Raw genomic sequence first — 12,566 nt, 5'->3', positions numbered from 1 at the left:
ATATGATTATTAATGACTATTTAGCAAACATAAGCATATCTTCTTTGGTGGTTTTCGAGTAGACTTTGTATGACCTCATACGCTTGTCGCCGACGCACTAATCCATTCGAGGGTCATATGTTTAATCTTGTCAGGTTTTAGGAGAGATTATGAGTCGTCAGCATCAGTTCAAGGCACGAGAAGAAAATATCTTAGCGATGGCAGAGCAATTGCTACTTGAGTCAGGCGATGGTGATATCACTTTAGACAGTTTGGCGGATCAGCTGGACTTAGCTAAAGGGACGCTATATAAGCATTTCTCCAGTAAAGATGAGCTCTATTTGCGTATTATTATCCGCTATGAAGAGCAGTTGTTTGAGATTAATCGAATTGATGATTGTCCTTCGGCAGGCGTTGCTCGTATGATTTTTCAGCAACTGTTTAATCCACAAAAAGCCATGCTACTCAATCAAATTGAAGAGCGTTTGGCAGCCTATCCCCTGTGTGCCTTGGCAGTCTCAGATCGCTTATTTGGTGAGCTGTATGATATTCGCCGTCAGCGTATGAAGCGTCTGATTGATATCATCAGTGCTTATCTAAAGGATGAGCACAGTAACTTGAGTACGCGTGACTATTTGTCCTCTATTTGGGCGATGGGTCAAGGCGGTGCGGGACTATTAAACTCTAAGCTTTTATCTAGCGTTATTTGGGTTCGCCGTGATACCCTGCGTTATGCTTTTGTCCAGCAAATGCTTGAGTTGCCTAGTCATTATCCTGCCGACGATGAAGAAGTCATGGATGAAGATATGCAAGAGCTGGTAGAGCAAATTGATACTGAGTCAGAAGAACATCGCAATACCAATTACTAGGGCCTGTAGGCGTTTAGATAAATTTAAAAGCATCCGTGTTGTAATATTCTTATTGCAACACGACAAAGTTGCCAAGGTTTGAGTGATGAGAACTCTCAAGAAATTACGCTCTGTGTGAGCCTACTATATCTATCACTCTGCTATGTTTACCACTTTATATAACAAACCCTAATCATAGGCCAATAGGTGCAATATGCCGGTCACTGCTAAGACTCAGTCCAGTTCAGTGGTCGCTTGCCATTTAGGCTTAGCAAGTCAACACTTACTATATACTGAAAAGGCTAATAGTTCGGTCGCTCGTACCGGCTGCAATGTCGCTATAGTAAAAACTCCTCCCGTTTTATCCTCTAAAATATCAAAAAGCACCCATGCGCAAGCTGGTTTTACCCTCGTTGAAATCGTGGTAGTGGTGGTGATTCTATCTATCTTTGCTGGCATGATGAGCTTGTCAGTTGGTAGTAGTGAGTCCCGAAAAAACCGTGCCTTTTATGAACACCTTACCGATTCATTGAGTTACGTTCGGCTGTTATCAGCTGAGCGTATGCAGCCGATGGGCTTAAGCTTACAAGCAAATAAACAAAGTCAAGTAAATCCGGTTATCGTCACCTTATCGAATCCTTATATTGCCTATCAAACCGCTGATATCATCTCAGACGGTACGGACAGCCGTCCCAAAAATGCTATGGAATTGTCTACAGATTTGTCGGGTACGAATGGCGAAACACCAACGCCAAGTTGGGAGATTGAACCAGAAGTCACGTTGCCTGAAATGCCTGGATGGGGTTAGTTTGAGTGTGCAAAGCTTAGATGCTGGCAACGCTGTAAATGCAGGACAGAATCAGACGACTACAGCCTTGGTTTACCGATCAGACGGTACCTCAAATACTCTGGTTTGGGCACCGGGCAAGCAACGCTGTAACGATCGAAGTACGTCATAATTCGCGTTTGGTGGGTGAGGTAATTACCATCATGCCGGACGGTAGTATGTCGTTAGGACAAGGACTGTAGCTGATGGTTAAGTTATCAAAATTGCCTATCAATTCGGCTACTAGGCCTAGCGAAGATACCTTTTTAAAGTCGACACGCGAAAGCGGTTTTACCTTGATTGAAGTGATGGTCGCATTAGCGATTTTAGCTGTCGTCGCCGTCGCTGCTAGCCGTGCCAGCAGTGCGTATCTCAGCTCGGTTGATGTGTTGCGTACCCGTACGCTGGCTCATTTCGTTGCCCAAAATGCGGCGGCTGATCTACAGATTCAAGATACATGGCTGACCGCCAATCGCAGCCAAACGCTTAATGCGCAAGGTCGGGATTGGCAAGTAGTGATGACAGTCGGTGACACCATTACCCCAGCGTTGAAACAAGTTACTATCGCTGTCGCGCCTATTATCGATGGACAGACAGGCAACACAGTGACGGATATTAAGGTGGTTTTGAGTAATCCAGAACAAGATGTGGGTAGTTTGGATTTAGCGAACCCAAATTCAAGTGGAGGTAACCCGTGAGACAGCAACGCGGCTTTACCTTACTTGAGCTGATGGTCGCTATGGCAATATTTGCGATGTTGGCAGTGGCTGGTTGGCAAGTGTTTGATAGTGTGAACCGCGCCCGTGAGCGCGCACAATTTCATGCTGATAATCTGGCTGTCTTGCAATATGCCTATTTGCAGCTACAACAAGATATGGGGCAAATCATTCCTTATCAGTTACCCACGACGCAAGATGCCCGTACTCAAGATATTAGTGTCGCAAATAGTGGCAACGAAAGCAGCCAAGACAATGCGATAGAGCCTGAGCCTTTTATGAGCCTAGATGGCGAGCGTGTCAGCTTCGTACGCTTTGCAGATCCTGACCCACGCTACCAAAGCAGTACCAGTATGCAGCACGTCGAATATATTTTTGCCGATGAGCGCTTGATTCGCCGTCAATATACCAGCCTCGCAACGGGGCCTGATAGCGTTAGTTTGGATAGTGTATTGTTGGAAGGGGTGACAGCAGCACGCTGGCAGGCCTATTTACCAGAGATAGCGACGAAGTTCCCTGACGAAAACAGTGGCAATAACAGCAATGTAGATAGAGCGTCTGGGCAAGCGCTAAATACAGCGAGTAGCCAAGCTGAGGCTGAGTTATTCCAAAAGGTATTGCCGTCAGCTTCACTTATCAAGATATGCCTATCACTTGGCAATGGGCACTTGCGCCGCAGCCATTCCCTCGTAGTAGTATGCAACATACACCTAATAGTAAAAATGATAACAGCAACGATAATGGCAGTAATGACGGTAACAACAGTAATAACGATAATACTAATGGTAGCAATACTGCTAACGCTGGTGTGGGCAATGCTAATTTATAAGGTATTGAAAATGTGCCCTTGGACCAATCAGAGAGGTCGCTTATGTCAATGACAGCGCATTCTCAGCGCGGGGTAGCGCTGCTGACTATATTGCTACTGGTGGTTAGTATTACGGTGGTCGCAGGGGCGATGCTTGCCAGTCAAAAAATTGCTATCAGGCGTAGTGGCTTATTGTTTGATCAGAATCAGTTATTACAAGATATTAACGCCGGTCAGCAGTTGGCAGTGACCTTGATTCGTGCGGATAATAAGCTCAATGATACGGATAGCGAGCAAGATATTTGGGCGCAGCCAATACCGCCTTATGCCTTAGATAATCATAGCATTAGCATCGAACTGCGTGACGAGGCCAGTCGTTTTAATATCAATAACTTATATCAGAATGGTGCGGTTAATACGGCAGCCTTGGCTGTCTTTCAAAGACTCTTAACACAATTAAACCTAGAGCCCGATATCGCTATTGCAGTACTGGATTATCAAGATGCAGATGGTGAGGTCTATCAAGATGGGGGTGATGAGAGCGTGGTATATTCGCAGCAGCGCAGCGGGGCAGTAGATGGGACCTTACCGAACCAGCCATTTCTTAGCATCGATCAGCTACCAGACGTTCGAGGAGTAGGCGCTGAAGTACTGGCGGCGCTACGCCCTTACATTACTGCCGTCCCTTATTATGTGCCTATCAATGTCAATACCGCCAGCCCTGAATTGCTGGCGTCTTTGGTGGACGGTGTGACTAGCGAGCAGATGCGTGGGTTGACCGAGATGAGGCGCAAGCAGGTCTTGCCATCTATTGATGAATTATGGCAATTGCCACAATTGGGAGGCATTAATGCAGAGCAGCGGGCAGCATTAACGCCATTATTAGCCGTTGACAGTCAAGCCTTTAAGGCGCTTATCACAGCGACAGATAGTGCGAATACAGGTCAAACACGGCAACGTTTTGCTACTGTCTTGATTAGCAAAGCTGCCACTGATGATGGTGAGACCGAGAATAGTAGTGCTGCTAATAACAACGATGCTAATAGCAATGATAAAAATGGCAATGATGCCAACAGTACGGGTAATAACGATAAGAGAAAAACAGCGAAGTCAATTAAGGTTGTTACACAGCGTCTATGGGTATTTCGGCCGAGTTTTTAATCCGCACTCAAAGGTTTTGGAGATTACTTAGTCATCGCTAAGGCGAGTCTCTTCAGTAGACTTCCAGTTGTATGCGCCATAAAACAACATTTGTGCTTGACGAGTACAGTTATGCAGCATCAGCTGTTTCTTTTTTTCAATTTCAGACAAATCAGCTTCGTCATCATGATCTTCAGTATACGTCAGCTCTAACCAGTCGATAATCCAAGAAAAAAACATATTAACCCCTGCTTCAGCCAGTAAGCGTAAATCATAGGCATCAATATGAGTAAAGGCGGGCTGTAAGGCCAAATCTTCTGCTAAGCTTTGTCCATGCTTTTTGATCAATTCATTAATGGCCTTGCGCACGGCCTCTGAACCACCATAGCGTTCGCTGACCAAAAACTGCCAATAACAAGGCTGCTCGCTGACCATATATAAAAACAGCTGAATACTCTTGGCGATTTGGCGATCAAAGCTGCGCCTACGGCCAATTTGTAAACTGTCGCTTAATATGGCGAGTGTCCCGCCCAATTCTTCAACCACCAGCGCCCGCCCAAGCGATTCCATATCATCGAAATGGCGATAAAATGCCGTTGGCACGACACCAACCTCACGTGTCACCTGCCTGAGACTGATGGAGCTAAAAGACTGTCCTGTCATACAGAGATCGAGCACGGCATTAAAGAAGGCGTGCCGGGTTTGAAGTTTCTTTTGTTCGCGACTGCTCATAATATTTCAAAATTATCCGATAGAGGTTTATCATACTCACTTCAGCGTAGAAATACGACTGAAATACGCAACTTGTGTTAATTTATAGTCAAAGCCATTTATAGTGAGTATCGGGCAATTAAGCACAAATATTACACTGAGTACATTGGGTGAGATGGACGCTGTGACCGTTTCTAAAATGAGGACGCGCCCTAGACCATCGTACCCCAATGACCTTGTAGCTCCTGCGCCAATCTATATGCCTCATGATCATTCATCCCAGTAATAAAGTCCAATATATTTAAAATATTGTGATAGATATTATCGGATAGTACCCGTCGATGCTCATCGAGGTGCGGTTGGAGGAGTTTTTGCAGTCGCTGCTGCTCAAATGACATCGGGGCAGTTTTTGCGTTTGTCCAAGCCAATGGTATAAAGGCATCTAAGAGGCGATGCAAGCATTGGTTCGCCATCAATTCCATCCGCACTTTGCTTGGGTGATTGAATATTTGCTCATGCGCCAATTGTTTGGCTTGATTAATACCATTTTGCACATTTGCATCACAATGTGCAAATAGACTGCCTTGCAGTGTACCAGCCAGCAAGGGCTCGCTATTAGCGACAAAAGCGTCGGTGACGGTGTTGACCAAGCGCATCATAGCACGTGCTCGCAATGATGCTAGGCTTTGCCTGACAGACATATGCGCTGGCAAGCTCACGCTACTAGGACGCTCACCAATCAACTCATAAAATATCGTGGCGACCTCGCTATAGGTTAGCATATTCAGATTGATACCATCTTCTAAATCTATCAGCGCGTAGCAGATATCATCTGCGGCCTCCAATAGATAGGCGAGGGGATGGCGCGCAAAACCATCATGTTGCGGCGAGCGCGGTAGACTCAAGCACGCTGCCAATTCTTCTAACTGAGAGGCTTCACTATAAAAGCAGCCAAATTTTTGTACATTGGTGAGCGAATTACTTGGAGAAGTGCTTTCAGAAACATGATTGCTATGCGTCGCTAGCCAAGGGTATTTCATAAAGGCACCCAACGTCGCGCAAGTGAGGCGCATACCGCCCTTATCAGGATGATGCTCATTACGGGCGAGTAGCCGAAATCCTTGCGCATTGCCTTCGTATGCCAGTAAGTCTAATTGCTCATTATTACTCAGATTTTGCAAAATAGCCTGACGATCAGGATGCATAAACCAATCGCGAATGGCGTATTCTCCTGCATGACCAAAAGGCGGATTACCAATATCGTGAGCGAGGCAAGCTGCTTGAACAATCACACCGACATCGGCTGGCGAGACGCCTGCTGGTAGACCGCTGGCTAATTTATCATGCAGTTTTTCTGCCGCCATTATCCCTAATGAGCGTCCAATACAAGAGACCTCAAGCGAATGCGTCAAGCGCGTATGAATGCCCAATTGGTTGGTCAATGGATGGACTTGGGTTTTTTGATTGAGCTGCCGAAAAGAGTGCGAAAACACCAGTCTGTCGTAATCTTTATGAAAGGATGAGCGCGCGCTGTCTTGCGCTGGAGCTTTTTTGTGGCTGCCCAAGCGCTGCGCACTAAATAGTTGTGCCCAATGTGCACTGCTGTTAAGCGATTGATAAATATGAGCCGTCATAGTTTATAACCCGTTATTTTTATCATTATTTTAATAATTATTTTCAGCGGATTTGCTGTTTTTGAAAATAACAGACGTTATTATAATAAAAAAAGCCAGCACAAAGGCTGACTTTTGGTTGTTCTCTACTAAGACTGTGTAAACACGCAATTCGCTTTATTAAACTTTGAACGTTAAACGTTAAAGCGGAAATGCATCACATCGCCATCTTGCACGATGTAAGTTTTGCCTTCCAAACGTGATTTACCAGCGGCCGCTGCGCCTTTTTCACCGTTGTGCTCGATGAAGTCATCATAAGCAATGACTTCGGCACGAATGAAACCGCGCTCAAAATCGGTATGAATTACACCAGCAGCTTGCGGTGCGGTTGCGCCAATAGCGACAGTCCAAGCACGAACTTCTTTGACACCAGCAGTGAAGTAAGTCTGCATATCCAGTAAGTCATAACCACCACGGATTACTTGATCAAGACCGGCTTCTTCCATGTCCATCTCAGCTAGGAAGTCTTTTTTGTCGTCTTCATCAAGCTGAGCGATTTCAGATTCGATTTGGTTGCATAGCGCGATGACGATAGAATCTTCACCAGTCGCATAATTGCGTACCGCATCTAGATAAGGGTTGTTTTCAAAGCCGTCCTCAGAGACGTTAGCGATATACATGGTTGGCTTTAGGGTAATCAAACCATAGCTTCTGATGAGTTTTTTCTCATCGCTATCAAGGTTTGCCGCGCGAGCTGCTTGACCGTCTGCTAACAATGGTTCGATTTTTTTGAACACATCAAGCATGGCACTAGCGTCTTTATCGCCGCCTTTGGCTTTTTTGGTTAAGTTAAACACAGCGCGCTCAACCGCTTCTAAATCGGCCAATGCCAATTCAGTATTGATGGTTTCGATGTCATCAATAGGGCTAACGCGACCATCGACGTGGACGACGTTGTCATCATCGAAGCAGCGTACCACGTGGGCAATCGCATCAGTCTCACGGATGTTGGCTAGGAACTGGTTGCCCATACCTTCGCCTTTTGACGCGCCTGCGACTAGACCTGCGATATCCACAAACTCCATCGTCGTCGGTAGTACACGTTCAGGATTGACGATATCAGCCAGTTTCTTTAGGCGTAGGTCTGGTACTGGTACAATACCCGTGTTGGGATCTTTGGTACAAAACGGAAAGTTTTCAGCGGCGATACCCGCTTTGGTCAAGGCGTTAAACAAGGTAGATTTACCCACGTTTGGTAGGCCGACGATGCCGCAATTAAAACCCATAACATGCTCTCAATATATGAATAAAATCAGTTGGTACTTAGTCAATATAAGACTTGCTACTTAGTCCCCATAGAACTCAGTAATTAGTCATTATAAAACTTAGTTAAATGGTAAATCAAAATTGGGCATATTGTAGCAAATTTACCGGAATAGGGGTGAGGTTGTTGTGCGGTATACTAAGATTTTGTCCGAGTCTGTCCTAGTCATCGCTGGCAATTTTGCTGTTTTATCAATTATGGTAAGCTGTACTATAAAATAATAATTTGGCTGACAAGCGCATTAAAGGTGAGTACCTATAACTCGCTAAACTTTACTAACAATCTTAATCATTAACAGCAAAAATCATTAACATCAAAACCTCTTAGCTAAATCTCTGAACTGCTACGTATTAGGTGCTTTATACAGATAAAGGCGGCTAAAATAAAATGAAAGGCAATATCCTATAATGACATCCACTATTTTTGACACGCACCGCTATCACTATCCGCAGAACTTTATGGAGATTAAACCCAAGCTTGCGCGTCTTGAAAAAGCAATTAAAAAGCTAGAGGCAAATCTAATCGACGCCGATGATGCTGCCAATGTTGCGCTGCTGAAGCAAAGGTTGAATAGTGATTTAGGCTTAAAAGTAGACTACGCTAGTGAGCTCAATCCGGATCAATTGTTAGCAGCCACTACTATCGATGGCAAGGTATTGGTCATCGCTGGTGCTGGCTCTGGTAAGACCAAAACCTTGACGTATCGCACCAGTTATCTATTAGAGAATGGTGTGCCTCCTAAGCAAATATTGCTACTGACCTTTACTCGAAAAGCCGCCAATGAGATTAAGAGTCGCGCGAAAACCTTGCTCACTAACACCCTATCTGACGAGCAGTTATCCGAGGATATTTTGCCGACCAGTAAAGCGCTAAATGATATCACCAGTGGCACCTTTCACTCGTTTTGCAATAGGCTGCTGCGTCAATATTCAGGGCTACTGGGTATCAATCCGCGCTTCACGATTCTAGATACGGGGGATGCTGAGGACGCGATTGACTTGATTTATAAAGAAAAGAAGTACCCAGCGCAAACTAAGAAACAAGCATTTCCACGCAAGAAAACCTTACAGAATATTTTCTCAACCTCTAGAAATCGGCGCATTCCTATTCGTAACTTGATCGAAGATAATTATCCTGATATTGCTATTCATATTCCTATCATTGAGCAATTGGCTGTCGACTTTCATGAGTATAAACGCGCCAATCATTTGTATGATTTTGACGATATTATCAGCCAAGTGGTGCGTCATCTAAAGTCTAACGACAAATTCCGTCAGCTGCTACAAGAAAACTACCGCTATATTATGGTTGATGAATATCAAGATACGAATATTCCGCAAAAGCAGCTGATTGATCTTATCTGTGCACCAGTCTCGGTCTCGCTGATGGTGGTCGGTGATGACAATCAAAGTATTTATGCGTTTCGCGGTGCTAATTACGAGAATATCTTGCTCTTCGGTGAGACCTATCCTGAGGCGAGTCTCATTAAGCTTGAGCAAAACTATCGTAGTACGCCTGCTGTTTTAAATTATATCAATGCTTTGTCCGCGCAAATCACGCTAGGGTATCAAAAGCAGCTCTATTCAAACGCGAGCATAACGGGCAACAAACCAACCTTTAGCCGTTTAAGCGATGAAACAAAAGAGGCCAAATATATAGCCGATAAGATTATCGAGCACAAGACAGACTACGATTACAACGATTTTGCAGTACTGTGCCGCACGTCTTTTCAGTCTAATTATGTACAGTTAGAATTTATGGAGCGCCATATTCCATTTATCGTGGTAGGGGGTATTAAGTTCGTTGAGCGCCGCCATATCAAGGATGTCTTAGCCTTTATAAAAATTCTTTATAATCCTAATGACACCATCGCTTGGCATCGAATTTTGACCTTGTTCCAAGGCGTTGGGACAGTTACCGCGACGCGTTTGACTCAAGCGATTAATGCTGATAACAATTCCTTTGAGCCATTATTACTACCGAAATTTAGCAAAAAAAGTCCGCAGTTAGAATCGCTTCATACGACTTTGACCAAAGCGCAACAAGCGGAGTCGGTTGAGGCTATCATTGAGCTGGTACTTGATTTTTACATTCCTATCCTAAAGATGATTGAAGAGAATTGGCGTGAGCGTAGTGAGGATTTTCGGGTGCTCAAAAATTTGGCAACAGAGCACAGTAGCCTTGATGATTTCTTAGAAAATTTGGCACTCGATCCGCCCAATGATTCGGTAGCGACAACCAGTCAGCCGGATGAAAATGGCAGTGACAAAGTCACTATCTCGACTATTCATAGTGCCAAAGGGTTGGAGTGGCCAGTGGTGTTTGTCAATTCATTGGTCGATGGCATCACGCCACATCATCGCTCGTTGGATGACTTTGAAGAGTTGGAAGAGGAGCGAAAATTATTTTATGTCGCCTGTAGTCGAGCCAAGACCAGATTGTATCTAACCGCACCTGATTACTTCGCCAGTTATTCAGGGTATTTCGATAAGCCCTCACGCTTTATCGCGGAGCTCTCTGCCGATGAAGTTGAGGTTAAAAGCTCTAAAAAACTGTTAGAGACGCTGGCGAGTGATGATCCAGTGTGGTGGTGATGTTTGAAGTGTATTAACGCTACAGGGCGTGCCATCAATTAGCACATTGATACATTGCCTGTTCCCTTACTGATACGCATAATGGCAGAGCGATATTTCTCTAAATATGCTCTAACGTTTGGCGTTACATTTTCGGCGACTTTTAGTCATGCTCTTTTGATACTTATCGTATAGATGAGCTTTTGTCTCAGCCTAAAAGGTGGTTTTAATAAATGACAGCATGAGCTGCTTTTGGGAGCAGTTGATGTCCTCAAAGCGATTCATATTACTGGAAATTTTCTCAGCAGTTCATTGATATAATATTGGTTATCCATTGCTTGTTATTGAAGTATAAGCAAATACATAGAATTTAAGTAAGCTCCAGATCTACTTCAAATTTCCCATAAACTGTACCTTGCTAATCAGCATCTCTGTTTTCAGCCAGTTTTTGAATATCACCTTTCTTTCATCTTCGTAAAAAGGGTAATAGGATAATAAATTATATGAAGAACTGTCCGCTACGGGAGGATGTACCAATGCTAAAAATTCATGTGAGATTTCTTTTTCCACCATAAATATTGAAACAATAGCTGTTCCTAAACCAGCTAAACATCCCTCAATACACAAATAGAAATGTTCTAACACCATGTGTTCGTACGATAAAATGTCACTACTCACTAACTTAGACTTGTTTATGTGTTGCCATAAATTTGGTCGAGAAGAAGTAAGTAAAAGCGTATTTGTCTGTTCGGTTCTAGTGTTGCGAACAGCAACTATGTATTCTTCAATAATTTTCTCATGAAATATATTCTTGTCCCATTCAAAATCGTTTCTGCGCAAAGCAATATCGATAGATTTCCCTTGAAAGTCTACGATTCCACCGCCCGTCAGTAACACAATTTCAAAGCCATAGTTTAGTGAGTTAAATTCAGCTAAACGCGGTATCAACCATTTCATAGAAATTGTAGGTTCGCAGGATAGTACCAATTGTTTCTTTTCATATTGCTGATTTTTTAAATCGACAAGGCAATCGTCTAATTTTGCAAAAACTTGCTGGCAGCAGGCGAAAAGTAAGCTGCCATTTGGGGTAAGTACAAGCTTCTTGTTCACTCTATCAAATAAAATAAGACCTAAAGCATCTTCTAGATTTTTAATCTGTTTGCTCACTGCGCTCTGTGTCACAAACAATTTTTGAGATGCTAACGTCACGCTACCATGCTGTGCAACGTAATAAAAAAACTTCAGCGAATTTAATGATATCTTTTCTATCATGCCAAAAACTCATAAATACTCATGTAAATAAATCAATTTTAGTTTACTAATAAATATAGGAAGATACAACTGAATTGAATAACTACACGAGGTAAGTGTGAAAAATACAGGAAATATAGCTAATAGAAGCATAGAGATAGACAAATGACAGAATTTTTAGCCGTTATTATGATTACTATTCTTGCTGTCATCAGTCCAGGCGCTGATTTTGCTATTGTGACCAAAAATAGCTACTTATATGGGCGCTCTATTGGTGTATTAACTTCTATTGGTATAGCGTTAGGAGTATTAGTACATGTCGCCTATACCTTATTGGCCGTTGCCATTGTAATGGAGTTTGCGCCCAATTTTTTGACTATCATAAAATATCTTGGTGCGTTTTATCTCATTTATATTGGGTATAAAACATTTATACAAAAACCTGTAAAGGACGTGGGTTCTTCTACCTGCATCAGTTCTGCACAAGCGTTACGATATGGTTTCTTTACGAACGCCCTGAATCCTAAGACTACATTGTTTGTTATTAGCACTTATACACAAATTGTTAGCGCTATCACCCCAAAATCCATTTTAATCGGTTACGGACTGTTCATGTCGGTAGCTCATTTCATATGGTTTGCTCTAGTGGCTTTATTGTTCTCTCAGCGTACTTTAAGAGAAAAAATGTTGAATAGACAAGTAGCAATCAATCGAGTGATTGGTTTCATATTAGCCTTATTAGGTATGTTCTTGCTCTTTACAAACTTAAACTAAGGA

General features: G+C 43.3%; 11 protein-coding genes. 7 read left to right on the top strand and 4 right to left on the bottom strand.

Annotated features, from left to right (window positions below; genetic code table 11):
- The first annotated feature begins 1,041 nt into the window (after positions 1–1,041).
- From RH96_RS15220 to gspK, 5 genes are read left to right on the top strand one after another with little or no spacing between them, the layout of a single operon-like run.
- Entirely contained in the window at positions 1,042–1,635 is a 594-nt protein-coding gene (locus RH96_RS15220; protein WP_010199789.1) for a prepilin-type N-terminal cleavage/methylation domain-containing protein, read from the top strand.
- A gap of 38 nt (positions 1,636–1,673) precedes the next feature.
- Positions 1,674–1,856 carry a hypothetical protein gene (locus RH96_RS15215; RefSeq protein ID WP_227500955.1) on the top strand — a complete coding sequence of 61 codons (183 nt, stop codon included), beginning with the start codon at positions 1,674–1,676 and terminating at the stop codon, positions 1,854–1,856.
- 3 nt (positions 1,857–1,859) lie between these two features.
- Positions 1,860–2,351, top strand: coding sequence for a type II secretion system minor pseudopilin GspI (gene gspI, locus RH96_RS08510; protein ID WP_010196190.1), 492 nt, complete (start codon positions 1,860–1,862; stop codon positions 2,349–2,351).
- Positions 2,348–3,250, top strand: a complete 903-nt coding sequence (gspJ, locus tag RH96_RS14570) for a type II secretion system minor pseudopilin GspJ (RefSeq protein WP_010199786.1) — start codon at positions 2,348–2,350, stop codon at positions 3,248–3,250. The genes gspI and gspJ overlap by 4 nt, the downstream gene beginning before the upstream one ends.
- Positions 3,241–4,338, top strand: coding sequence for a type II secretion system minor pseudopilin GspK (gene gspK / locus RH96_RS08500; protein WP_141629672.1), 1,098 nt, complete (start codon positions 3,241–3,243; stop codon positions 4,336–4,338). The genes gspJ and gspK overlap by 10 nt, the downstream gene beginning before the upstream one ends.
- A gap of 27 nt (positions 4,339–4,365) precedes the next feature.
- On the opposite strand, the gene RH96_RS08495 is transcribed toward gspK, so the two are convergent.
- The 3 genes from RH96_RS08495 to ychF all read right to left on the bottom strand — a co-directional run bounded on the left by RH96_RS08495 (position 4,366) and on the right by ychF (position 7,927).
- On the bottom strand, positions 4,366–5,049 hold the full coding sequence (locus RH96_RS08495) for a TetR family transcriptional regulator (RefSeq protein ID WP_026037055.1): 684 nt from the start codon (positions 5,047–5,049) through the stop codon (positions 4,366–4,368).
- A 191-nt stretch (positions 5,050–5,240) separates the two neighbouring features.
- Positions 5,241–6,662, bottom strand: a complete 1,422-nt coding sequence (locus RH96_RS08490) for a deoxyguanosinetriphosphate triphosphohydrolase (protein WP_010196179.1) — start codon at positions 6,660–6,662, stop codon at positions 5,241–5,243.
- A 173-nt stretch (positions 6,663–6,835) separates the two neighbouring features.
- Positions 6,836–7,927: a redox-regulated ATPase YchF gene (gene ychF / locus RH96_RS08485; protein ID WP_010196176.1), complete on the bottom strand. Its 1,092-nt coding sequence runs from the start codon at positions 7,925–7,927 to the stop codon at positions 6,836–6,838.
- Between the two features lie 445 nt (positions 7,928–8,372).
- Here ychF and RH96_RS08480 point away from each other — a divergent pair, with 445 nt between their 5' ends.
- Positions 8,373–10,559 carry an ATP-dependent helicase gene (locus tag RH96_RS08480; RefSeq protein ID WP_010196174.1) on the top strand — a complete coding sequence of 729 codons (2,187 nt, stop codon included), beginning with the start codon at positions 8,373–8,375 and terminating at the stop codon, positions 10,557–10,559.
- A gap of 366 nt (positions 10,560–10,925) precedes the next feature.
- Here RH96_RS08480 and RH96_RS08475 read toward each other — a convergent pair whose 3' ends face one another.
- Positions 10,926–11,810, bottom strand: coding sequence for a LysR family transcriptional regulator (locus tag RH96_RS08475; RefSeq protein WP_010196172.1), 885 nt, complete (start codon positions 11,808–11,810; stop codon positions 10,926–10,928).
- 144 nt (positions 11,811–11,954) lie between these two features.
- Here RH96_RS08475 and RH96_RS08470 point away from each other — a divergent pair, with 144 nt between their 5' ends.
- Complete coding sequence (locus RH96_RS08470; protein WP_010196169.1) at positions 11,955–12,563, top strand: LysE family translocator; 609 nt, start codon at positions 11,955–11,957, stop codon at positions 12,561–12,563.
- Positions 12,564–12,566 lie beyond the last annotated feature (3 nt).

Origin of the sequence: Psychrobacter sp. PAMC 21119, assembly GCF_000247495.1 — a bacterium.
GTDB lineage: Bacteria > Pseudomonadota > Gammaproteobacteria > Pseudomonadales > Moraxellaceae > Psychrobacter > Psychrobacter glaciei.
The sequence above is the reverse complement of the archived record's forward strand: the minus strand, read 5'-3'. Positions and strand labels throughout refer to the sequence as shown.